The sequence below is a fragment of the Azonexus sp. IMCC34839 genome (genome assembly GCF_047047955.1).
Taxonomy (GTDB): domain Bacteria; phylum Pseudomonadota; class Gammaproteobacteria; order Burkholderiales; family Rhodocyclaceae; genus Azonexus.
Genome location: NZ_CP150631.1, coordinates 1,821,183 through 1,845,183 on the forward strand (window position 1 = coordinate 1,821,183; position 24,001 = coordinate 1,845,183).

Annotated in this window: 19 protein-coding genes; 10 read left to right on the forward strand and 9 right to left on the reverse strand. The window is 62.8% G+C overall.

Annotation, left to right across the window (positions count from 1 at the left end; genetic code table 11):
- The first annotated feature begins 152 nt into the window (after positions 1 to 152).
- Entirely contained in the window at positions 153 to 1,670 is a 1,518-nt protein-coding gene (locus tag WIF35_RS08940) for a methyl-accepting chemotaxis protein (protein ID WP_412477878.1), read from the forward strand.
- On the opposite strand, the gene WIF35_RS08945 is transcribed toward WIF35_RS08940, so the two are convergent.
- Positions 1,667 to 2,137, reverse strand: a complete 471-nt coding sequence (locus WIF35_RS08945) for a WbuC family cupin fold metalloprotein (RefSeq protein ID WP_412477879.1) — start codon at positions 2,135 to 2,137, stop codon at positions 1,667 to 1,669. The two genes, WIF35_RS08940 and WIF35_RS08945, sit on opposite strands and share 4 nt — an antisense overlap.
- Positions 2,134 to 5,580, reverse strand: a complete 3,447-nt coding sequence (gene dnaE / locus WIF35_RS08950; RefSeq protein WP_412477880.1) for a DNA polymerase III subunit alpha — start codon at positions 5,578 to 5,580, stop codon at positions 2,134 to 2,136. Before dnaE ends, WIF35_RS08945 begins: the two co-directional genes overlap by 4 nt.
- A gap of 91 nt (positions 5,581 to 5,671) precedes the next feature.
- On the opposite strand from dnaE, the gene WIF35_RS08955 reads away from it, so the two are divergent.
- The 6 genes from WIF35_RS08955 (at position 5,672) to WIF35_RS08980 (ending at position 11,353) form a co-directional block, all read left to right on the forward strand.
- Positions 5,672 to 6,460: an enoyl-CoA hydratase gene (locus WIF35_RS08955; protein WP_412477881.1), complete on the forward strand. Its 789-nt coding sequence runs from the start codon at positions 5,672 to 5,674 to the stop codon at positions 6,458 to 6,460.
- A gap of 90 nt (positions 6,461 to 6,550) precedes the next feature.
- Complete coding sequence (locus WIF35_RS08960) at positions 6,551 to 7,609, forward strand: phospholipase A (protein ID WP_412477882.1); 1,059 nt, start codon at positions 6,551 to 6,553, stop codon at positions 7,607 to 7,609.
- A gap of 25 nt (positions 7,610 to 7,634) precedes the next feature.
- Positions 7,635 to 7,790 carry a hypothetical protein gene (locus tag WIF35_RS08965; RefSeq protein ID WP_412477883.1) on the forward strand — a complete coding sequence of 52 codons (156 nt, stop codon included), beginning with the start codon at positions 7,635 to 7,637 and terminating at the stop codon, positions 7,788 to 7,790.
- A gap of 280 nt (positions 7,791 to 8,070) precedes the next feature.
- A complete protein-coding gene (locus tag WIF35_RS08970; protein ID WP_412477884.1) occupies positions 8,071 to 9,681 on the forward strand; it encodes an ArnT family glycosyltransferase in 1,611 nt (536 codons plus the stop codon).
- Positions 9,678 to 10,811, forward strand: a complete 1,134-nt coding sequence (locus WIF35_RS08975; RefSeq protein WP_412477885.1) for a sialidase family protein — start codon at positions 9,678 to 9,680, stop codon at positions 10,809 to 10,811. The genes WIF35_RS08970 and WIF35_RS08975 overlap by 4 nt, the downstream gene beginning before the upstream one ends.
- Complete coding sequence (locus WIF35_RS08980) at positions 10,808 to 11,353, forward strand: hypothetical protein (RefSeq protein ID WP_412477886.1); 546 nt, start codon at positions 10,808 to 10,810, stop codon at positions 11,351 to 11,353. Before WIF35_RS08975 ends, WIF35_RS08980 begins: the two co-directional genes overlap by 4 nt.
- Here the strand turns inward: WIF35_RS08980 and WIF35_RS08985 are convergent.
- The 3 genes from WIF35_RS08985 to WIF35_RS08995 all read right to left on the reverse strand — a co-directional run bounded on the left by WIF35_RS08985 (position 11,331) and on the right by WIF35_RS08995 (position 13,526).
- Entirely contained in the window at positions 11,331 to 12,128 is a 798-nt protein-coding gene (locus WIF35_RS08985) for a response regulator (protein ID WP_412477887.1), read from the reverse strand. The two genes, WIF35_RS08980 and WIF35_RS08985, sit on opposite strands and share 23 nt — an antisense overlap.
- A 113-nt stretch (positions 12,129 to 12,241) precedes the next feature.
- Entirely contained in the window at positions 12,242 to 12,796 is a 555-nt protein-coding gene (locus WIF35_RS08990) for a flavodoxin family protein (RefSeq protein ID WP_412477888.1), read from the reverse strand.
- Positions 12,797 to 12,818: 22 nt separating this feature from the next.
- Entirely contained in the window at positions 12,819 to 13,526 is a 708-nt protein-coding gene (locus WIF35_RS08995; protein WP_412477889.1) for a pirin family protein, read from the reverse strand.
- Between the two features lie 105 nt (positions 13,527 to 13,631).
- On the opposite strand from WIF35_RS08995, the gene WIF35_RS09000 reads away from it, so the two are divergent.
- Both WIF35_RS09000 and WIF35_RS09005 read left to right on the forward strand, forming a co-directional pair.
- Positions 13,632 to 14,543: a LysR family transcriptional regulator gene (locus WIF35_RS09000; protein ID WP_412477890.1), complete on the forward strand. Its 912-nt coding sequence runs from the start codon at positions 13,632 to 13,634 to the stop codon at positions 14,541 to 14,543.
- Between the two features lie 92 nt (positions 14,544 to 14,635).
- Positions 14,636 to 17,692, forward strand: coding sequence for a CHASE domain-containing protein (locus WIF35_RS09005; RefSeq protein WP_412477891.1), 3,057 nt, complete (start codon positions 14,636 to 14,638; stop codon positions 17,690 to 17,692).
- A gap of 56 nt (positions 17,693 to 17,748) precedes the next feature.
- Here WIF35_RS09005 and WIF35_RS09010 read toward each other — a convergent pair whose 3' ends face one another.
- The 4 genes from WIF35_RS09010 to WIF35_RS09025 form a co-directional block, all read right to left on the reverse strand.
- Positions 17,749 to 18,375: an AAA family ATPase gene (locus WIF35_RS09010; RefSeq protein WP_412477892.1), complete on the reverse strand. Its 627-nt coding sequence runs from the start codon at positions 18,373 to 18,375 to the stop codon at positions 17,749 to 17,751.
- Positions 18,372 to 19,697, reverse strand: coding sequence for a TAXI family TRAP transporter solute-binding subunit (locus WIF35_RS09015; protein WP_412477893.1), 1,326 nt, complete (start codon positions 19,695 to 19,697; stop codon positions 18,372 to 18,374). The genes WIF35_RS09010 and WIF35_RS09015 overlap by 4 nt, the downstream gene beginning before the upstream one ends.
- Positions 19,694 to 20,668: a quinone oxidoreductase family protein gene (locus tag WIF35_RS09020; RefSeq protein WP_412477894.1), complete on the reverse strand. Its 975-nt coding sequence runs from the start codon at positions 20,666 to 20,668 to the stop codon at positions 19,694 to 19,696. Before WIF35_RS09020 ends, WIF35_RS09015 begins: the two co-directional genes overlap by 4 nt.
- Positions 20,669 to 20,788: 120 nt before the next feature.
- The gene (locus WIF35_RS09025) at positions 20,789 to 22,942 is read right to left on the reverse strand and encodes a UvrD-helicase domain-containing protein (RefSeq protein ID WP_412477895.1); all 2,154 of its coding nucleotides are present in this window, start codon (positions 22,940 to 22,942) and stop codon (positions 20,789 to 20,791) included.
- A gap of 243 nt (positions 22,943 to 23,185) precedes the next feature.
- Between WIF35_RS09025 and WIF35_RS09030 the strand changes: the two genes are divergently transcribed.
- Positions 23,186 to 23,536, forward strand: a complete 351-nt coding sequence (locus WIF35_RS09030; protein WP_412477896.1) for a hypothetical protein — start codon at positions 23,186 to 23,188, stop codon at positions 23,534 to 23,536.
- The last annotated feature ends 465 nt before the right edge of the window (positions 23,537 to 24,001 follow it).

Consider the following 24,001-nt stretch of genomic DNA (forward strand, 5'->3'; position numbering starts at 1 on the left):
TTTTTATATTTGTTATTTGCAGGTAAGTAGCGAAGCGGGTCCCAGAAGGCGATAACCAAAAGTGGCAAGCCTGTTTCCAGCGGCGTATGATTCTTGGGCTTCCCAGCCAAGCCCTACCGCAGAGGCAAATACAACTACAGCAGGAGACATACATGGGACTGTTTGGAAATAGTGCGGCACTCGACAAGCTCGACCGCGATCTGGCCGCCATCGCCAGTGGCGAGGCCGATCTGTCGCACAACATCGGCAGTGCAAATGGCAACATCGAAGGCCGCATTTCCGCCAATATCAATCGCTTTTTCGGGCGCGTGCGCGACCTGATCACGCATGCCCGCCAAGGCAGCGTCAGCATCGCCACCGACGCCGCACGCATGAACCACCTGGTGCTCCTGACGGACGCCGCCGTTCGCCGCCAGGAGGAACTGGCCAGCGACGTATTTGAATCGAGCAACCGGGTGAATCAGGCGGTTGGCGAGGTCGCCATGAACGCCGATGCCATCCAGGCGTCGACCCAGAACAACCTCGATCTGGCGCAACGTTCACTGGAGCAGATGGAAACCGTCGCCAGCACCATGCGTTCGACCAACGAACACATCGAGCACTTCTCATCGACGGTGACCGAACTGCATAGCAGCTCAATGAAAATCAACGAGATCGTCTCCCTGATCAATGACATCTCGGATCAGACCAACCTGCTTGCCCTCAACGCAGCCATCGAGGCTGCCCGTGCCGGCGAAGCAGGGCGGGGTTTTGCGGTGGTCGCCGACGAGGTGCGCAAACTGGCGGAAAAGGTAAAAACAGCAACTCAGGTCATCGGTCAGAACACCCAGTCGATGATCAATCTGGTTTCCGATACCTCGGCCAAGACGCAAACCATCGTCGGCGAAGTGACGCGCGCCAACGAGTACATCGAAACCTCGGCCGCCGACCTGACCACCATGGTCAGCGAATTCAAGCGCACGACCGAGCAGCTCAGCACCATTTCCGGCGCCATCCACAATCTGCGCGAAAGCAACGAGTCCATCCATCACGAGGTCGAAGAGATCCGTGACCATTCGGTGGAAATTTCCGGACGCATGAAGCAGTGCATCGATTCGGCCAAAACCCTGCGCGAATCGACCGAAGACCTGCAATGCACGCTGGCCGATTTCCGTACCGGCAACAGCAAGTTCGATAGCCTGCACGACCACTGTATCGCCTTCCGCGACAATGTCGCCGGCGTGCTGCAACGCCTGGCGGAGCGCGGGGTCAATGTGTTCGACCAGGCCTACAAGGAAATCCCCGGTTCCAACCCGAAGCGTTACACCACCGCTTACGACAGCCAGTGCGATGGCGAGCTGACACGCATGTACGACGACCTGTTACGCCAGGTTCCTGGCCTCAGTTACTCGCTGTGCGTCGATACCAACGGCTATGCCCCGGCCCACAACAGCCAGTTCTCCAACCCACCGACCGGCGACCCGGCGGTGGACCTCGGCAAGTGCCGGCACAAACGCATCTTCAACGACCCGGTCGGGATCAAGCTGGCCAAGAACCAGAAGCCTTCGCTGTTCCAGACCTATGTGCGCGACACCGGCGAAATCCTGAGCGACCTGTCGATGCCGATCACCATCAACGGTCGCCACTGGGGCGCCGTGCGCATCGGCTTCAAGAGCGAATCGGTGCTTTAAGAAAAATTGGCCCGCAAGGCAGCCAGATAGTCGGCTGCCTCGCTGCCTCCTTCCAAGGGCGCCCACGGCGCCTTTTCTTCTGGCGAAAGCGGGAGGTAAGGACCAGCCTTGGCCTCGAAGAAAACGGTGCCCGCTTCCAGGGCGACGACCGAATGGAAGACGCCGTGCGGAATATCGACGCCCAGGGTCTCGCCCCCCGCTGCCAGCACACTGCTGCGGTGCACTGCCCCATTGGACGAAAAAACGAGAATGCCCAGCTTGCCGCGCAGGCAGAGGATGGTTTCGTCCTTGTCGGGGTCGAGATGCCGGTGCGGCATCACGTAGGAATCCGGCTCGATGGCGTTGAGCAGGCGATGGCCGGGATAGTCGTCGCGCGGATGGAAATTGCGGTTCTTGCGTCGGCGCGGCGCCGCCTGGGCCTCGGCACTGACTTCGGCAAGCAGGGCCTGATCGATGAGCTGAATCATTGATAGACGATCTCGACGTTATCGGGCTGCAGCCAGGTGCCAAGCGCATCGAGCAAGGCGTCGTCGAGACGCACGCGCAAGCTGTCGCCGAGTTTCAACTGGCACTCGGCGCTGGCGTTGCGATACTGGATCATGACCGGCGCCGGCCCAGGGGCGAAGGGCGCCAGTAGCGATTTCAGTTTCTGCGCATCGGAATTGCCGTTCATCTTGAGCAGCAAATGCTTGGCGAACCGGGCCCGCGCCTCGCCCAGGGTCATCAGGCGCTCAGCGACGACGGCATTGCCACCGGAAAATTCGTCGTAGCGTACTTTCCCCTCGATGACCAGGACCTCGTCGGTGACGATCTTGTGCCGCTCGGCCTCGAACAACTCGTTGAACACCGACACCTCGACCATGGCCGTGCCGTCGTCGATCTGGACGAAAAGCATCTTGCCGCGGCGCGTCATCTGGGTGCGGATGCCAACCACGATGCCGGCGAGCGAAGTGAATTCCTTGGACGGCTCGAGACGATTGAGCGGCCGGCGGATGAAGCGCGACAGCTCCTTCTTGCAGGTGTTGTATGGGTGCCCCGAAAAGAAGAAGCCGAGCGCCGTCTTCTCTTCCATCAGCTGCGTCTTTTCGTCCCACGGCCGCACATTGACGTATTCCGGCGCGTGCTCCTCGGCCACTTCGGCGATATCGAACAGGCTGGTCTGCAGCGAATCGCGTTCCTTCTGCTCGGCGTAGTCCATGGCGATGCCGACCGAGGCGAGCAGCTTGTGCCGATCGGTATCGAGGCTGTCGAAGGCGCCGGCACGGATCAACGCCTCGATGGTACGGCGGTTGACCTGGCGCTTGTCGCAGCGCTGGCAGAAGTCGAACAGATCCTTGAACGGGCCGCCTTCCTGGCGCGCCTTGAGGATCACGTTGACGGCCTGTTCGCCGGTGCCCTTGATCGCCCCCAGGCCGTAGCGAATGGTCTCACGGTCGACCGGCTCGAAGCGGTACTGCGAGGCATTCACGTCCGGCCCGAGCATCTTCACCTTGTTGGCGATGGTGTCTTCGTAGAAGATCTTCACCGTGTCGGTGTTGTCCATGTCGGACGACAGGGTCGCCGCCATGAAAGCCGCACAGTGGTAACGCTTGAGCCAGGCCGTGTGGTAGGTAACGACGGCGTAGGCGGCGGTGTGCGACTTGTTGAAGCCGTATTCCGCGAACTTGGTCATCAGGTCGAACAACTGCTCGGCCAGCGCCGGATCGTAGCCGTTCTTCTTGGCCCCCTCGGCGATGGTCTCGCGGTGCTTGGCCATTTCCTCGGGCTTCTTCTTGCCCATCGCCCGGCGCAGCATGTCGGCGCCACCCAGCGTGTAGCCGCCGATGATCTGCGAGATCTGCATCACCTGTTCCTGGTACACGATGACGCCGTAGGTCGGCTCAAGACAGGCTTTCAGGTCCGGGTGGAAATAGTCGATGGCCTGCTGGCCCTTCTTACGCAGAATGAAGTCGTCCACCATGCCCGAGCCGAGCGGGCCGGGACGATAGAGCGCCAGCACAGCGATGATGTCTTCGAAACGGTCGGGCGCCAGCTTTTTCAGCAGCTTCTTCATGCCTTCCGATTCCACCTGGAAGATCGCCGTCGTATTGGCGTCCTTCAGGATCTGGTAGGCACCCGGGTCGTCGAAGCCGAGCGACATCAGGTCGAGCTTCTCGCCGGTCATGCGGCGGATGTACTCGACGGCCAGCTCGATAATCGTCAGGTTGCGCAGGCCGAGGAAGTCGAACTTCACCAGGCCAGCCTTTTCGACATCGTCCTTGTCGAACTGCGACACTGGCGAAGCATCGGCGCCGGTGGCCTGGTAGATCGGGCAGAAATCGGTGATCTTGCCCGGCGCGATCAAGACACCACCGGCGTGCATACCGACGTTACGGGTCAAATCCTCGAGACGACCGGCCAGGTCGAACAATTCGCGGATCGTTTCGCCATCCTGCTCGTCGGCCATCATCTCCTTCAGCGCCGGCTCCTGCTCCAGCGCTTCCGACAGCGACACCGGCTTGTTCTGAACAATCGGGATGAGCTTGGAAATGCGGTCGCACATCGAATACGGCAGGCCGAACACGCGGCCGACGTCGCGGATGACCGCCTTCGACGACATCGTGCCGAAGGTGGCGATCTGCGACACCGCTTCGGCGCCGTAGCGCTGGCGCACGTATTCGATGACGCGCCAGCGGTTGTCCTGACAGAAGTCGATATCGAAGTCGGGCATCGACACCCGCTCGGGGTTCAGGAAGCGCTCGAACAGCAGGGCATAGGCCAGCGGATCGAGGTCGGTAATGCGCAACGAGTAGGCGACCAGCGAACCTGCGCCGGAACCCCGGCCGGGGCCGACCGGCACGCCGTTCTGCTTGCCCCAGTTGATGAAGTCCGCCACGATCAGGAAGTAACCCGGGAAGCCCATCTGCAGGATGGTCTTGCACTCGAACTCCAGGCGCTCGTCGTACTCAGGCCGGCGCTGGGCGCGCACCGCCGGGTCCGGGTAGAGCTCCTGCAGGCGGACCTCCAGGCCTTCCTTGGCCTGCTGCACCAGATAGTCGTCGAGCGACATGCCGTCCGGTGTCGGGAAGAGCGGCAGGAAGTTCTTGCCCAGCGTCAGTTCGATATTGCAGCGCTTGGCGATTTCCAGCGTGTTTTCCAGCGCTTCCGGCAGGTCGGCGAACAGCTCGCCCATCTCGTCCTGCGACTTGAAGTACTGCTCCTCGGTATAGATCTTCGGCCGCCGATGGTCGCCCAGCACATAGCCCTCGGCGATGCAGACACGCGCCTCGTGCGCCTGGAAGTCATCGCGGTTCATGAACTGGATCGGGTGCGTCGCCACCAGCGGAATGCCGGTTTCGCCGGCCAGATCGGCCGTCTGCTGGACCATCGCCTCCTGTTGCGGCTGCCCGTAACGCTGTACTTCGAGATAGAAGGCACCGGGGAAGATCGCCTCCCAGGCCTGGGCCCGCTCGCCGGCCAGGTCGAAATTGCCGTTCAGCAGCGCCTCGCCGACATCGCCCAGATGCGCCCCGGACAGCGCAATCAGTCCGTCGCAACCAACCTCGGCAAACCACTCGCGGCGGATCTCGGCCCGGTCGCGCCGGCCTTCGATCACATAGGCCTTGGTCAGCAATTCGCACAGCTGGCGATACCCCTCGCGGTTGCGCACCAGCAGCAACAGGCGATAAGGAGCATCCGGTACATCCGCATTGGCGATCCAAACATCCGCCCCGGCAATCGGCTTCACCCCCTTGCCACGCGCCCCGGTGTAAAACTTGACCAGCCCGAACAGGTTGGCCAGATCGGTCAGCGCCATCGCCGGCATGCCGTCGCCGGCCGCGCGCTTGACCGCGTCGCCGATGCGGACGATACCGTCGGTCACTGAGTATTCGGAATGGAGGCGAAGGTGGACGTAGCGCGGGGAATTCATCGGCGAGATTTTACCGCGCCGGGCGGTAGCCGTTCGTGCAACCTTCGGCTAGATTAGCAAGTTCAAATAAATCAATGACCGGAGACACCCGATGGATACCCCCGAAGCCCTTGTATTGCGCGAGGACCGCGCCGACGGCCTGACCACGCTGACCCTGAACCGCCCGAACGCCTTCAACTCGCTGTCGAAGGACCTGCTGAGCGCGCTCCAGGCCGAACTCGATGCCATAGCCGCCAACGAAGCCGTACGCGTCGTCGTCATCGCCGGCGCCGGCAAGGCCTTCTGCTCGGGCCACGACCTGAAGGAAATGCGGGCCAATCACAGCAAGGAATACATGCAGGCGCTGTTCCGCCAGTGCGGCGAACTGATGCTGACCATCACGCGCATGCCGCAACCGGTCATCGCTCGCATTCACGGCATCGCCACGGCCGCCGGCTGCCAGCTGGTGTCGATGTGCGATCTGGCGGTGGCGGCGGATGTCTCGAAATTCGCCGTTTCCGGCATCAATGTCGGGCTGTTCTGCTCGACCCCGGCGGTCGGCCTGGCGCGCAATCTCGGACGCAAGGCCGCTCTGGAAATGCTGCTCACCGGCGAATTCATCGACGCCATGGAAGCCAAGGCCAAGGGCCTGGTCAATCGCGTCGTCCCGCTCGATGCGCTCGATGCCGAAATCGAGCGCCTGGCCGGCAGCATCCTGGCCAAGAGCGCCGTCGCCGTGCGCATGGGCAAGGGCATGTTCTACAAGCAGCTGGAAATGGGCCTGGTCGACGCCTACGACTACGCGGCCGAGGTGATGGCCTGCAACATGATGAGCGAAGACGCCGGCGAAGGCATCGATGCCTTCATGCAGAAGCGCAAACCGGAATACAAGGGACGCTGAACCTCAGGGTGGCGGCTGCAGGTGTAAATCTCTGCAAGCCGCCAGCCCACCGCTTCGGTAGGCGAGCGAAAATCGCCTAGCATTCCATCCATGAAACTTCGCACTGCCATGCTCCGCTCCGGATTGCTCATTGCGAGCCTTGTTACCTGTGCTTCGGTGCATGGCGCACCGGCTGGCGATCTGGCCACCTGCCGCAGCATCGCCGAGGATGCCGAACGTCTGCGCTGCTACGACAAGGCGACTGCCCCTGAGGCGGCCGACCCAGGCAAAGCAACAGACAAGGCCGCGACCGCAAGTGCCGCCGAAACCTCGCCGCCGTCCGAGCTGGCGACCACCACCTCGCTCTTGGGCCAAGCCTGGGAACTCGACCCGGAGCAACGAGGCCACATCCTGCGCATTCGCCAGTACAAGCCGGTCTATCTGCTGCCTTACTTCCACGCCAGTTCGGTCAATCAAACGCCGCACAGCCCGGCCACCGGCCATACCGTCAGCGAATCGCAGGGAATCCGGTCAGATGAAGCCAAGCTGCAGATCAGCCTGAAAACCAAGCTGGCCGAAGACCTGTTCGGCAACAATGGCGATCTGTGGTTCGGCTATACCCAAACCTCGCGCTGGCAGGTTTACACCTCAGGAATATCACGCCCCTTCCGGGAAACGAATCACGAACCCGAATTGATGATGCTCTGGCGTACCGATTACGACCTCGCCGGCTGGCGCGGACGCACGGTCAAACTGGGCATCAATCATCAGTCGAATGGCCGTTCGCTGCCGCTATCGCGTAGCTGGAACCGCCTGATGCTGTCGACCGATCTGGAATACAACGACTGGACGCTGAGCCTGCGTCCATGGTGGCGCATCCAGGAACCTGGCGGCCAGGACGACAATCCGGACATCTCCAATTACCTGGGCCGTGGCGACCTGCATTTGGTAAAACGCTGGGGCGAACATCAGCTTTCTGTGTTGTTGCGCCACAGTTTGCGCAGCGGCCACAACAGCCATGGCGCGGTACAGGTCGACTACGCCTTTCCCATCGCCGGCGAATTGCGCGGCCACCTACAATGGTTTTCCGGTTACGGCGAGAGCATGATCGACTACAACCACCGCGCCAACTACTTCGGCGTCGGCGTGTCCTTGCTGGAGTGGTACTGACCCCGCCGAATCAGGCGGGACTGCCTTGCGGCGCGAGATCGTCGTCTGCGTCGCGGAGTATCTGCCGATTCCGCATCAGCAAGGCGAAAAACTCGCTTTCGCTCATTTCGACCTCTTCCACCCCCGGCAATCGGCGCTCTACAGCGCGACGGCGCTCCTTCCATCCGGCGGGGGGACCTGAATCTAACTGACGGCGTTCATCAGATTTACGGCGGCAATCTTTGGGCTTCATAGTGAGTTAAGGGGGGCGGCACTAATCTGGCAAAAATTCTAGCCAACTCAAACTCACCAAACAATATATCCAAACGCCTAATGGGAAATGACGATATCAATATTCACAAAGGCAAGTTACTGAACTGACGCGGTTTAAGCACTGAAAAATCCCGGCAGGCCTAGTCCGGATATTTTTGCTCGCCATCGCCCCCCGGCATTTATCGCGAAGCGGGTTAAAATCCGCCCCCATGCCCTCCTCCCTCACTCCCGCCCGCCAGAGCCTGCTGCTCTTCCTGCTCGCGCTCGCCGTGTTGATCCCGGGCATCTGGGAAACCACCGGCCTGACCGGCAAGGACGAGTTCTTTCTCGGCCTGCGCACCCCCATGGAGATGATCGAGGGCGACCACTGGCTTGTCCCCTTCCTCGACGGCGCACCGCGCATCCGCAAGCCGCCCCTGCTCTACTGGTTGGGCCGGACGAGCTATGAACTCTTTGGCATCTCGCTGAGCAGCGCCCGCCTTGTCGCCGTGCTCTTCGCCGCGCTGCTTGTGGTATCGACCGCCGGCATCGCCCGTCGCCTGTCCGGCAAGGCGGCAACCGGCTGGATCGCCGGCGCCGTCATGCTCGGCTGTCTCGGTCTGGCGACCGAAGGCCGGCGTTTCATGCTCGACGTGCCGGTAGCCGCATTGTCGGCTGCCGCTTTCTGGTGCTTCCTGAACTGGCTGGATTTTCGCCGTTTTTACTGGTGCACCGCAGCAGTGCTCCTGCTGGCCGCCGGCTTCCTGACCAAGGGCCCCATCGTCGCGCTGGTTTTCGGCGGCGGCTGCCTCGGCCTGCTCGCTGCCGACCGCCTGCGCTTCGGCGACCTGCAGCGGCACTGGAAACTCCTGCTGACGCACACGCTGCTGTGGGCGCTGCTTGCCCTGCCCTGGTTCTTCGTCGTCCGCCTGCTCTACCCCGAGGCGGCGCAACTGGTGCTGGCCGACGAACTGGAATCGCGCCAGTTCTTCAGCCTGTCGCCCGGCATCGTGCTCGGCCTGCTCAACATCGGCCTGCCTTGGGTGTTCGTTTTTGCCGTCGGTGCCTGGCTGCTGCGCCGCGAACATGGCGCCGGACGCGTCGCCCTGGTCTGGTTCCTCGCCACTTTCCTGCCCTTCCTGCTGATCAAGAGTTTTGACCGCTACCTGATCGGCTCGCTGGTGCCTTTCGCCATCCTGACGGCCGTTGCCCTACCGGAAATCACGGCGCGCTGGCCCTTCCGCCTGGGCGCCCTGGTCGCCGTACTGCTGGGCGGTGGCATCGCCGCCTTCGCCGGGTGGTTCCACCTCGGCGGCTGGTACTGGCTGATCCTGCCGGCGCTCTACCTGCTCTGGGCCTGGTGGCAACCCCGCCCACTGTGGCACCGCCTGGCGGCACCGATGGCCTACTGGACCGCGCTGCTCTGGGGCGTTTTCCCGGCACTCGGCGTAAATGCCGTACCCGCCGAGGTCGTCGCTTTCGGACAGAAGCAACAAGTCGCCATGTTCGACGGCCCGCAACCGGCCATGCTGCCGACCCTGAGTGGCCAGGCGCATCGCCATTACGCCCGTCTCGACCGCTTCGACCTGACCGAGATCGCCGCCCTCAAAACCCCGGTATTTCTCGAAGAACAGGACGAACCACGTTTCTTTGCCGATGTTGCGGCCGCCAACATGAGCGCGAGCCCGCTGGGTAGCTATACCACGCTGGCCTCGCACGGTTCCGGCCTGCGCTTCGCCCGTATCGGTGCTACGCGCGCCGACTGGCAGGCGGCATTCGCCCAACGCTCTTTGGCACCACTGATGACCACGGTGCGCTGGTACGAGGTGCTGCCCCAATGATCCGCCTGCCCGAACCGCTGCATCGCTGGGGGCCGATGGCCCTGTTCATCGGCGCCCTGGGCATGGCGCTATGGCGCGCCCCCAGTGCCGAACCGCCGGCCTTCGAGCCCCCGCCCCCGGCAAAAGCGAGCGCCTTGCCGGCGCAGTTCGCTGGCGAACAATTGCCGCGCGTCGCCGAATCGGCGCATGCCGCCACACTGGCCCAGTTGCCGGACGGTCGCATCGCTGCCGCCTGGTTCGCCGGCAGCCGCGAAGGCGCTGACGACGTCGCCATCTGGTTCAGTACGCTGGAGCCAAGCGGCTGGAGCACGCCGAGCCGCATTGCCAGCCGCGAGACGACCGCCGGCGGCACCTTCGCCTACCTGCGCAAGATCGGCAATCCGGTGCTCTACAGAGAAGGCAACTGGCTGCACCTGTGGTACGTCAGCGTCGCCCTCGGCGGCTGGGCCGGCAGCTCGATCAACCACAGCCAATCAACCGATGGCGGCCGCACCTGGAGCAAGCCGACCAAGCTGCAGACCTCGCCCTTCGCCAACATCAGCACGCTGGTCCGCATACCGCCCGTCCCTTTGGCCGACGGTGGGCTGGGCCTGCCGGTCTATCACGAATTCATCGCCAAGCACGGTGAGTGGCTACGCCTGTCGGCCACTGGGCGTATCGTCGACAAGATACGCATGCCGCACGAGGTGCGTACCCTGCAACCGGCCGTCGTTGCCCTCGATGCACAGCGGGCGCTGGCCGTGCTGCGCGACGCGGGCCCTGGACCAGGCCGGGTGCGTACGGCGATCACTGCCAACGGGGGCCAACAATGGCAGGCCGGCCCAACCCTGGACGTGCCCAACCCGAATTCCTCGGTCGCCCTGCTGCGTCTGCCGAGCGGCCGCCTGCTGCTAGCCGGCAACCCGCAAAACAACCGTGACGCCATGCTGCTCTGGCTCTCCGCCGACGAAGGCCAGACCTGGCAAGCCAGTCGCACGATCGAATCGGCTGCCGACGGCGGTGCCGAGTTTTCCTACCCCTCGCTGCTGCTGGCGCGCGACGGACGCATTCACCTCGCCTACACCTGGCGCCGCCAAGGCATCAAGCACGTCGCCTTCAGCGAAGCCTGGCTGGAAGGAGAAGCGCAATGAACTGGTTGGCCGGCTACGGTCTGCTCGCCCACGGCATCATTTTTGGTTCGCTCGCCTGCCTGCTGCCGCTCGGCGAATTCCGCCAACGCGTCGCCCTGGCGGCGACGACGCTGGCCATGCTGATCGGCATCGCACCGGCGCTGCATGGCGTGTTCGGCACGCCATCGCTGACGCTATTGCAATTGGCGCTCTGGTTATTGCTCGGCCGGCCTTCGCCGCTGACGTTCCGGCCGGCAGCCGGACTGCTCGTCTTCGCCGTGCTCTTCTATGCCACGGCGCTCGGCCTCGGGCCAATCGACCCCTATTCCCTCGGCTATCAACCCTGGCCATTGCTGGCGGCACTCGCGCCGGTCGGCATCGCGCTATGGTGGCGCCAGCTGAACGCTTGGCTGGTCATCCTCGCCATCGACCTGCTGGCCTACGCCAGCGGAATCTTCGCGAATCTGTGGGATGTACTGATCGATCCGCTGCTCGTCCTCGTGGCGCTGGCGGTAGTCGCCAGGCAAGGGGGGCTCCGCTTTATCGCAGCAAGGCGTCGCTGATCAGGCGGCGGATGCTGCCCGCCTCGAAAGGTTTGTCGCAAATGGCCGAAACACCGGCCCGCTCGACGGCCGCCAAGCGCCCCATGTTCTGCTCGCTGGTCACCATCAGCACCGGCACGCCGGCCTGCCAGCTCTGCGTACGGATGTATTCGGTCAGTTCGCGACCATCCATTTCCGGCATGTTGTAGTCGGTAATGACCAGGTCGACCATGGTGTCCTGCAAGGCAGCGACCGCCTCTTTACCATTGACCGCCTCGGTGATGCGCTCGATGCCCAATTCTTCGAGCAGTCGGCGCAGATGGCGACGCGAGGCCAGGCTATCGTCGACCACCAGTACCCGCAGGTTCTCGATTTCGCTGACGTCCACATCGCCCGGCGGGCTCAGGTAATCGGCCGCAGCGTAGAGCGCGCGCGACAACTGCTGTTCGGTGAATGGCTTGGCGACGATGCTGCAGGCACCGGATTGACGCACCGGCTCGAGCACCTGCGGCCGGGTTTCACTGGAAATCAGAATAAAGGGGATGGTTTCCAATCCCGCATCCTCACGCATGGCTGCGACGAGTTCGGTCCCGGCCATGTCCGGCAGGTAAAGGCTGCTGATGACCACATCCCATTCGCCGCTGCCCAACAACGCCAGAGCCTGGGCCGCCGTTTCGGCCACCTGGGTTTTACGTACGCCTTGATTTTCGAGCATGCGACCAACCACGGTAGCCTGCATATGGGAGGGCTCGACCAAGAGGACGGAAAGGTCGGCCAGGGACGTCGTCAATGCCATGCGCGCACTCCGGATGCGAGAGGAATGAGCGCACTATAGCGCGCCTCGCCGCTCTCGGCGAGGCTAGGGCTTGTTCGCAGCAACCGGCAGGACTGCGAACAAGCCCAACGCCATCAACCAGCGAACTTGCCGGCGATTTCGGCGACGCGGGCGCCGTAACGCTTGGCGGTATCGAGATCGCCGCTCGGGATTTCATCGGCCCCGACATCCGACGGGCATTGCACCATCAGACCGACCGAACCGCCCAGACTGTTGATGTCGGCACGGGTCGCCGCCTTGGTGTTGCTCGGTAGCAGGCCGAGGCTGACCCACAGGCCGCCCTGTTGCGACGCCAAGGTCTGCAGATACATCATGGTCGCCCCCTTGTCGCCGATCGGGCTGGCGCTGCAGGTGAAGCCACCGAACACCTTGTCCTGCCAGGCGCGGGTGAACCAGGCCTTGGACGAGGCATCGGCAAATTTCTTGAACTGCCAGCTCGGGCCGCCCATGTAGGTCGGCGTGCCGAAGATGATGGCATCGGCTGCGTTCAGGCTGGCCCAGGCGGCTTCCGGCAGGTTGCCTTCGGCATCGATGGCCAGCAGTTCGGCGCCGGCGCCCTCGGCGACGTATTCGGCAACGCGCTTGGTATGGCCATAGCCGGAGTGATAGACGACAACGATCTTGCTCATGGTGTTCTCCTGGAAAAAACGATCAAGCGATGGGGGGTAGGTCGAAAAGCAGGAATTCGCTCTCTTCCTGGGCGACAAATTCAAGCAGGCTTTCGGCAGCGATCTTGGCACCGTCGCCGGCACTCAGGTTTTTGCCGTTTATGGTCAGTGCACCGCAGATGACCTGCACGTAGGCCAGCCGAGCGCTGGACAAGGCATATTCGAGCGTCTTGCCGGCTTCGAGCACGCTGGCGTACAGGCGGGCATCCTGGCCGATGGTCGTGCTGCCCTCAGCACCGTCGGGCGAGGCGACCAGGCGCCAGCGGTTATGCATGCCGGCCACCGGCAGTTCCTGCTGCTCGTAGCTGGCCGAACCGCCGCGCTGCGCCGGCTCGATCCAGATCTGCAGCAGATGGGTTTCCTCGCTGGCCGACGGATTGAACTCGCTATGCAGGATGCCCTTGCCGGCGCTCATGCGCTGTACTTCGCCGCGCTGGATGACGCCGCCGTTGCCGAGGCTGTCCTTGTGCTCCAGCCCACCGGACAGGATGTAGGTGACGATCTCCATGTCGCGGTGGCCGTGCATGCCGAAACCGGCACCCGGCTGGACGCGGTCTTCGTTGATGACGCGTAGCGCGCCCCAACCCATTTCCTCGGGGTCGTAGTATTCGGCAAAAGAAAAACTGTGCTTGGCCAACAACCAGCCATGATCAGCCTGTCCGCGCTCTGCTGAGGGTCTGAGGATTACCATCCCGCTCTCCTTGTGAATAATTCATATCGCTTTGGCTCCATGTTAGGCGTAGAGTTCAGCCAGGAATAGCGAATTAATCTGGACAAATCGTTTAATTTTTTTCATATGAAGATTTCGCTCGAACTGATCGAAATGCTCGACGCCATCGATCGCCACGGCAGCTTCTCGGCCGCTGCTGAGGCGCTTTACCGTGTGCCGTCGGCCATTTCGCACGCCGTCGCCAAGCTGGAAAACGATCTCGGCACGCAACTCTTCGTCCGCGAAGGGCGCCGCGCCACCCTCAACGAAGCCGGCCGCACCCTGCTCGGCGAAGGCCGCCACCTGTTGCGCACCGCCGGCGAACTGGAACGCCGCGTCCAGCGCATCGCCAGCGGCTGGGAGGCCGAGTTGCGTATCGCGCTCGACGCCATCATCCCGGTCGAAAGGCTCTACCCACTACTCGAACGCTTCTACGCCGCCGGCCACGGCACGCAGATCCGTCTCACCCATGAAGTGCTCGGCGGCACCTGGGATGCGCTGGCCACCGACCGGGCCGACCTGGTCATCGGCGCTCCTGGCGACATGCCGGCCCGAGCTGGCATCGCCAGTCGGCAGCTACTGCCCGACACCCGCTTCGTCTTCGCCGTCCCGCCGGGACACCCGTTGGCGAGTTGGGAAGGCCCGATCCCCGATAGCGAGCTTCGCCGTTACCGCGCCATCGTCATCGCCGACACGTCCACGGAGCTCGACGCACGCACCGTCGGCTTGCTCGAAGGGCAGAACGTGTTGCGCATTCCCGATATCCGCAGCAAGCTCACCGCCCAACTGGCCGGCCTCGGCATCGGCCACCTGCCCTACTGGCTGGCCGCCCCCGAAATTGCCGCCGGCCGCCTGGTCGAGAAGACCGTAGTCGCCCAACGGCCCACTCTGCCACTCAATCTCGCCTGGCAAAACCGCCATGTCGGCAAGGCCTTATCGTGGTTTCTCGCAGCTCTGAACGACGAGACAACACGCGCAGAAATGCTGCTCGGTATGTAGCCCGATTATTCTGACGACAATAAAGACGAATGATGCTATCTTGAGAACTGACAAAAAAGGCAAAGAGACAAAATCCAAACCGACATCTCACCATGAGTCAGGAAGGGCCGCTTCTCTCGCGTTTGCATCAAAGTCGCCGCATTGCCTGGCTAGTTCTGGCCAGCCTGCTGACGGCCACTTGGTTTGCCGCTTATTTCCTGCAACGAAGCAGCGAACACCTGATTGAGCAACGTTTCCTCTACCGCGCAGAACAGGAGCGCGGAAGGATTCTCGCCCGTATGGAGACTTATGCGCAGATCCTGCGCGGGGGGGCTGCGCTATTCAATGCCAGCGCCTGGGTCAGTCGTCAGGAATGGCATGACTACGTCGCCCACCTCGAAGTCAACAAAACCCTGCCAGGCATCCAGGGCATAGGCTTCGCTCAGATGGTTCCGGCCACGCACCTGTCCGAGCACGAACGGGAGATTCGCAACGAAGGCTTCCCGGAATACGCCATACGACCAGCTGGCGAACGCCCGGTCTATAGCAGCATCGTTTACCTTGAGCCTTTCTCCGAGCGCAATCTACGCGCCTTCGGTTACGACATGTTTTCCGAGCCGATCCGACGCGCCGCGATGGAGCAGGCGCGTGACACGGGCGAACCCGCACTTTCCGGCAAGGTCACGCTGGTCCAGGAGACGGAACATGACGTACAGCCTGGTTTCCTCATCTACCTACCTGTCTATCAACGGGCCCTGCCCAGCGCCACCGTCGAGCAGCGACGGGCTGCACTGGTTGGCTTCGCCTACAGCCCCTTCCGTGCCCACGATCTTTTCCGGGCGATGATCGACTCCGACAACAAGGACGTCGAATTGGAGCTTTACGACGGCGAAACTACCCCCGCCAAACTGCTGTTCGATTCGCATGTCGAGCGGACAAACGTACGACATGGACGCTGGAGGGCAACGCTACCCATCACTTTCGCGGGACATCAGTGGACGGCGCAGTTCCGCAGCCGCCCCGAATTCGACAAGGTGACCGCACCGACGCTCCCCCTCAGTATCGCCATCAGCGGCACCTTGCTCTCCCTGATGGTATTTTTCTGGCTGCTGCGCAGCCAGCGCTTCCAGGAAACACAGGAACTGCACGCCAGACAATTGCGGGAAGACGAGGCCCGTCTCCGCACACTGATCGACGCCATACCCGACCCGATCTGCCTCCAGGACGGCAAAGGCCAATGGACCGAAGCCAATGCCCAGATGAAGGAAATGTTGGCTCTCAACGGGGAGAGCTATCGCGGCAAGACCAGCGAAGAGCTGGCCGCAGAATTGCCCGGCGCAAGCCGCGTGCTCTCGCTGTTGAATGCCGACGACCGGAGTTGGCAGGCAACTCCCGCCGACCATCTGGAATGGCGGATCGAACTCGACCGCGACCACCAGACGCACACCTTCGACGTCGTCAAGGCGCCGCTATTCACCCCCCAAGGAGAACGCCTGGCCTTGGTCACCGTCGGGCGTGACATCAGCGCCCGTGTCGAAGCGGAAAATGCCCTGCGCGAGGCCGAAAAGCGCTTCCGCGCCTTGGTCGAGCAATCGCTGGTCGGCGTTTACATCATTCAGGACTCGTATTTCCGCTACGTAAATCCATATTTCGCCAAGGTGTTCGGCTACCAGACAGCGGATGAAATCGTCGATCGTATCCCGGTGATGGAACTCGTCATTCCCGAAGATCGGCCATTGGTTAGCGAGAACGTCCGGCGCCGACTAAGGGGTGAAATTTCGTCCATCCACTACGAAACGCGAGGACCACGCCGGGATGGCAGCCTCGTCGACTTCGAGGTCTTTGGCTCGACCATTGAATACGATGGCAAACCTGCGGTAATCGGCGTCCTGCTTGACATCACGGAACGCAAGCAAGCGGAGACTGAACTGGCCCGCCATCAGGAAACCCTGGAAGAGGAGGTGGCCGCACGCACGGCCGACCTGCGCGTCGCCAAGGAGGCTGCAGAAACGGCCAACCGGGCGAAGAGCACCTTCCTGGCCAACATGAGTCACGAATTGCGCACGCCGATGAATGCCATTATCGGCATGACCCATCTGTTGAGCCGTGAAATCACCGACCCCGGCCAGCGTTCGAAGCTCAGTAGCATCGGCGAAGCCGGGATGCACCTGCTCGACCTGCTCAACGACGTGCTCGACCTCTCCAAGATCGACGCCGAACGCATGAGCCTGGAGCAAGTTCCCGTTGACGTGGGCGGCTTGCTCGACCGTGTCGGGCGCCTGATGGCGGAACGCGTTTCCGCCAAGGGCCTGAGTTGGCGCGAGGAAATTCCGGACGAGATCAGGCAATTGACGGTACTCGGCGATCCGGTTCGCCTGCAGCAGATTCTGCTCAACCTGACCGGAAATGCCGTCAAATTCACCGAACAAGGCGGCATCACCCTGGCCGCCCGCCTGGAGGGTGAAAGGAACAGCCATGTCACGCTGAAGATTTCGGTAAGCGACACGGGCATCGGCATCCCCAAGGAAGCGCAGCAACGTATCTTCCTTCCTTTCGAGCAGGCCGATGGCTCGATCACGCGTCGACATGGCGGGACCGGCCTGGGACTGACCATCGTCCGCCAGCTCGCTCGCCTGATGAACGGCGACATTTCGGTTGATAGCGAGCCTGGAGAAGGATCCACCTTTACGCTCAGCCTGCGCCTGGAGCGGGCGCCGACGCCGGCCGAGGGCGATATCGAACATGCGGCGCCGACACCGGACGAGGCGCTGGCCATCCTGAAGGTCTGCCACCACAACAAGCGTTTGCTGCTGGTCGAAGACGACCCGGTCAACCAGCAGGTCGCCCAGGCGATGCTGAGCGGCATGGCCGGGCTACAGGTCGACCTTGCGGAAGATGGCGAAATCGCCGTGGCCAAGGCCGGTCAGCAGGCCTACGACCTGATCCTGATGGATCTGCAACTGCCCAAGCTGGACGGCCTGGCGGCCACCCGCTGCATCAGGGCACTGCCCGCCTATGCCCGCACGCCGATCATCGCACTGACCGCCAATGCCTTTGCCGACGATCGCGAAAACTGCCTGCAGGTCGGCATGAACGACTTCATCGCCAAACCGGTCAGGCCGGAGTCGCTGTACGGCACGCTGGCCCACTGGCTGGACACGCTGGACTGAGACCCCGTTTTTTGCCCATTTTGGGCGGTGCACCGCAGCAGTGAGAAAAGGTGCTCTTACTCGGCTTCGACCCAATCGATGATGGCCTGCCACTGTTCGACATCGCGCTCGGCGCGCGAGGGCGGCAGGTCGAAGATGGTCAGGCCGACGGCCGAAGCCTGCACATAGACCTGCGTGTCGCGCAGATAGGCCAGCACCGGCAGGTCGTAGGTGGCGAAGAATTTCTCCAGTTCGCCGGCAGCGCGGGTCCGTGCATCAACCCGCATGCCGATCACCGCCACGTCGGCCTTGCCCTTGCGCACGGCCTTTTCGGTGAGTAGCGCATCGAGAAAATGACGCGTCGCCCGCATGTCGAACATCGACGGCTGCACCGGCACGATGACGCGCGTGGACAGCTTCAACACCTTGTCCAGCATCTTGCCGTGCAGGCCGGCCGGCGTGTCGAGCACGACCCGGCTGGTGCCCTTGGGCGGGCGGGCGATGTCGTCCGGGCCGATTTCCCAGGTATCGATGGTCGGCAGTTCGAAGGGGCGCAGGGCCAGCCATTCGCGCGCCGACTGCTGGCGATCGATGTCGCCCAGCATCACGTCCTCGCCCTGATGGGCGAAATAACCGGCGAGGTTGGTCGCCAGCGTGCTCTTGCCGGAACCGCCCTTGGGGTTGGCCACGAGAAAAGCCTTCATGCCTGCGCCTCCCGTTTGGCCAGGATGCTGCGCACCAGATTGACGTGTTCGCGCAGCGTGTAAACGAGGTCGGTAAAGCCCAGCGGTACGCGCAGGCTGGCCGCCTCGTCGTCGAGCGCGTCGAGACGCTCCCGGTATTCCTGCAACCTGGCCGGATCGAAATGGTTCTTCAGGTCGTCCTCCAGGAATTTCAGTTCGCCGTAGCAGCGGAACACCTTGGAACGCACGCGCCACGTATAAACCGCCGGGGCGATCTTGAGCAGCGGAATGAGCAGGGCGAAGATCGGCACCAGCATGACGATCAGCCGGTCAGCCAGCACCGCCAGCCAGAAGGGCAAATAACGCTGCAGGAAAGGCGCGCCGGACTTGAAGTAGCGCGCCGCCTCGGGCGACAGGGGCAGCATCTGGTCCTTGTAGGCGGGGAATTCGCCCGGATCCTGGAAGAATCCGTTCTTGCCATGCACTTCGCTGGCCGCCTGCAGCAGCAGCGATTGCAGCGCCGGGTGCAAGTCGTCGCGAACGATCAGGTTGGCCGTCGGGGCCAGCAGCTTGATGTCTTCCGGCGGGAAATCGCGCACCAGATCGGCCACGCCGTGCGGAAAGGTGAGCTTGGTCAGGAAGGGGAAGCGGCGCTGGTAGGCGGAAGCCTGCGAGAAGCTCATGACCTTGATGCCCGGCGAACGCAGCAAGACCTGCACCACCGGTGCCCGCTCGGCGGCGATGACGAAGGCGGCGTCGATGCGGCCCTGCTGCAATTCCTCGGCCGCTTTCAGGCCGGAAAGTGCGACCAGATTGTTGCCGATGGGAATCTCATTGGCCGCCAGCAGTTGCTGCGCCAGCTGGCGCACACCCGAGCCCTCCTGGCCGATGGCGATGCGCTTGCCCTTGAGGTCGGTCAGCCGCTCCAGCTTGCGCTCGCCGCGGTAGAACACCCAGACCGGCTCGTAGAACATGCTGCCCAGCGAGAGCAGGCCGGAATCATCCTCCTCATCCGGATCGTCCTTGGGCGGAATGACGCCACCTTGAACGAAGCCGATTTGCGCCTCGTCGCTCTTCAGGCGTTCGAGGTTTTCCAGCGAGCCGGCCGAGGTTTTCACCTCCAGCGTAATGCCGTCGCGCGCCAGGATGGTCGCGTAGCGCTGGGCGAACTGGTAGTAGGCGCCAGAATCGGCGCCGGTGGTGATGACGATCTTCTTCGGCGGCGCCGGTTGAACGAACTGGTAGGCGACGACGAAGCCGATGCCGGCAATCAGGATGATCCACCAGGCGGTGGCGAACAGGTCGCGCAGGGAAAGGAGTCCAGCTTTGAGTTTGGCCATCATGGAATCAGGATTGTCGAGCCGGTGGTCTTGCGCGCCTCAAGGTCGATATGGGCTTGCGCGGCGTCCTTTAGCGCATAGCGCTGATTGATCTCGATACGCACCTTACCGGAGCCGACAACGTCGAACAGTTCTTCACCCAAGGCCACCAGATCGGCGCGCTTGGCGGTGTAGGTCATCAAGGTCGGCCGCGTGATGAACAGCGAGCCTTTTTGCGACAGCTGGATCAGGTCGACCGGTGGCACCGGACCGGAGGCATTGCCGAAGGAAACCAACATGCCGAGCGGGCGCAGCGAATCGAGAGAGCCGGCAAAAGTCGCCTGGCCGACGCCGTCGTACACCACCGGCACGCCTTCGCCGCCAGTGATTTCACGGACGCGCTGGGCGAAATTCTCGGTCGTGTAGTCGATCACGTGGTCGCAACCATGCGCCTTGGCCAGTGCCGCCTTGGCTGGCGAACCGACCGTGCCGATCACTGTCGCCCCCAGCGCCTTGGCCCACTGGCAGGCGATCAGGCCAACACCGCCGGCCGCGGCGTGGATCAGCACCGCGTCACCCGGTTGCACACGATAGGTGCGGCGCAGCAGGTAGGCCGAGGTCAGGCCTTGCAGCATCATGGCCGCTGCGGTTTCGAAAGAAATGGCGTCCGGCAGCTTCAACAGGCGATGCGCCGGAATATTGCGCGCTTCGGCATAGGCGCCAACCGGCCCGCCGGCATAGGCCACGCGGTCGCCGACGGCGACTTCGCTGACACCCTCGCCCACCGCCTCGACAACGCCGGCACCTTCGAGGCCGATACCGGAGGGCAGCGGCAGCGGATAAAGGCCGGTACGGTGATAGGTATCGATGTAGTTCAGGCCCACCGCGTGGTGGCGCACGCGCGCCTCACCGGCGGCCGGAGCCGGCAGTTCGACGTTCTCCCAGCGCAGGACTTCAGGGCCGCCGGGCTGATGGAAACGGATGGCGTTGGGCATGGGTGTCTCCTTGTCGTTATGTCAGACGAAAAGGTTATCACCGCCGGGCCGCAACGTTCCACCTTGGCCGGGTGAAATTTGCCCGTTTTGCCATGTGCACCGCAGCAGCGGCGCCATAAATCAGACCGGCGTCAGCTTGGCGTATTCCAGCGCCAGCCACTTCATGCCGGCGCCGCCGAAATTGACCTGCACGCGCGCATCGGCGCCGCGGCCTTCGGTGGAGACGATGACGCCGATGCCGAACTTGGCATGCTCGACCGTCTGCCCGATACGCAGGCCACCGGCTGCCGGTTGCTCCGCATAGCCGCCGCTGCTCCGACTGGACGAACCATAGCCGCCGTAGCTCGGCTCCGGCGCGGCCTTCTTGTTCAGCTTGAGCAGCAACTCCTCGGGAATTTCATCAAGGAAGCCGGAGGGCGTGCAGTAGCGGGTCTGGCCGTGCAGCATCCGCGTCTGAGCGCAGGAAAGGTAAAGCCGCTGGCGGGCTCGGGTGACGGCGACGTACATCAGCCGACGCTCCTCCTCCAGCCCGTCCTTGCCCTCGTTGATCGAGTTGTCGTGCGGGAAGAGGCCCTGTTCCAGACCGGTGATGAAGACCACGTCGAATTCTAGGCCCTTGGCGGCGTGCACCGACATCAGCTGCACCGCCTCCTGGCCTTCGCCGGCCTGATGCTCGCCGGCTTCCAGCGAAGCGTGGCTGAGGAAGGACACCAGCGCGCCACCTTCGCCGATGGCACCTTCATCGTCGATGAAAGTGGCGGCGGCGTTGATCAGTTCGTCGAGGTTCTCCAGCCGCTCCTGGCCTTCCTTTTCCAGCCGGTAATGCTGAACCAGGCCGGATTTCTCGATGACGTGCTCGATGATCTCGGGCAAGGGCAGGTTGGCGGTTTCCTGACGCAGGCTTTCGATCAGGCGGATGAAGGCCCCCACCGTCTGCCCGGCCTTGCCGGTCAGCGAGGCAGCGGCGTTGTACAGGCTGCTGTTGCACTGGTGCGCCGTGGCTTGCAGGTTTTCCAGCGAACGCGCGCCGATGCCGCGGGTCGGGAAATTGACCACACGCAGGAAGGCGGTGTCGTCGTCCGGGTTACCCAGCAGCCGCAGGTAAGCCAGCGCGTGCTTGATTTCCTGGCGCTCGAAGAAGCGCAGGCCGCCATAGACCTTGTACGGCACGCCCTTGGTGAACAACTCGTGTTCGAGGACGCGCGATTGGGCGTTGGAGCGGTAGAGGATGGCGATCTGCGTCGGCGTCTGGCCGTCGCGGATCAATTCGCGAATCTCGTCGATGACGAAGCGCGCCTCGTCGAGATCGGAATAGGCCTCGAAGCAGCGGATGCGCTCACCCTCGCCAGCGTCGGTCCACAGGTTTTTGCCCAGGCGCTCGCGGTTGTGCTTGATGATGGCGTTGGCCGCCGCGAGGATATTGCCGTGCGAGCGGTAGTTCTGCTCCAGACGGATGATGTTCTCTCCGCAGTAATCGCGCTCGAAGTCGCGCATGTTGCCGACCTCGGCGCCGCGGAAGCGGTAGATCGACTGGTCGTCGTCGCCCACCGCAAAAACCTTCGCCCCGCCCCCGGCCAGCAGTTGCAGCCAGGCGTATTGCAGGCGGTTGGTATCCTGGAACTCGTCGACCAGCACATGGCGGAAGCGCTGCTGGTAATGCGTGCGCAGCGGCTCGTTGCGTTGCAGCAATTCATAGCAGCGCAGCAGCAGTTCGGCGAAATCACAGACCCCTTCGCGGTTGCACTGCGCCTCGTATTCGGCGTAGAACTCGACGCGCTTCTGCGTGTAGCTGTCGTAAGCCTCGGCCTGCGCGGCACGCACGCCCTGCTCCTTGTGCGCATTGATGAAATGGCACAGCTCGCGCGGCGGGTATTTCTCGTCGTCGATGTTCAGGTTCTTCAACAGGCGCTTGACCATGGCCAGCTGATCGCCCGAATCGAGAATCTGGAAAGTCTGCGGCAGCCCGGCCTCGCGGTAATGGGCGCGCAACATGCGATTGCACAGGCCATGGAAAGTGCCGATCCACATGCCACGCACGTTGATCGGCACCAGCGCCGACAGGCGCGCCGTCATTTCCTTGGCCGCCTTGTTGGTGAAGGTCACCGCCAGTACGCCATGCGGTCCGACCTGGCCGGTCGAGATCAGCCAGGCGATACGCGTCGTCAACACCCGCGTCTTGCCGCTGCCCGCACCGGCCAGGATCAGCGCATGCATCGGCGGCAGGGTGACGGCCTGGAGTTGCTGGGGATTCAGGTTGGCGAGCAGGTCGGACATGGGCGGATCGATTTTCTGAAAAAACGTGTTTTCCGAGGCAGATTGCGGCAAATGGGCAATTGGTCAGACCACATTGTTGCATTTGTGCAACGCAACATTTTCCAATCTGGCAAAACTGAAAATGGCGTTTTATGGGCTAGCAGTATACTTCGCAAAAAATATATTGCAGTGCACAAAACTTATTACCCACAAGGCAGTCTTAAAACTTGAGTGGTTACCACCACGCAACAACGGAGAACAACCATGAACAGCATGAACGCACCGAAGATCCTCCCCTGGATAGCCCGCAAGGCCGGCATCAGCGACGACCTCGCCCTGAAGCTGTGGCGCCGCGCCGTCAGCGAAGCCGAATACCTCACCGGCAAGGCCGAAGGTTCCGATTTCTGGGCCCTGTCCGTCGAGCGCTTCCTCGCCATCGTCGAGGACGAATGTTCCGACAGCCCGGCCTACAAGCTCGCTCCGGCCCCGCAACTGGCCTGGATGTGGCGTCATCAGTCGCGCATGTCGCTGCTCTCGCTGATGGCAGCACAAAATGCCTATCGCTTCTGGCAAAACGCCTGGGGCAACCTCTACACGCAGAAAAAAGCGGCCTGAGTCGTACTGCGGATTGCGGCTGGCTCCATCGTGCAGGGTGGGGTGGTCGCTGGAGCCGGGATATTCCGGCTCCCATATAGACCCCGGACCTATCGGTGATGCCGTAGGACGGGGTTTCGTTTTTTTGCCTTGCTCTTAGCGGGAAGGCGGACTGCTTTAGGGCTGCGTTCCGCCCTGACGGCGGACATACTTTCTTTTGCTTTGCCAAAAGAAAGTAGCCAAAGAAAAGGCAACCCCTGGGTCGGCGGTGGGCTGCGCCCACTTCCTTCCGCTACTCGGCTGGCCGGGCGGTTCGCATGAACTCGCCTGCGGCTCAAACAAAGCGAACCGACTACCCCCGGCCAACCTGCGTTGCTCAGCGCCTCTCAAGGGGCCCGGAAAACCGCATGCCGCTGATAGGCCTCTCCGTCATTCCCGCGAAAGCGGGAATGACCATGGGAATACTGACTGCTGCGGTGCACTGCC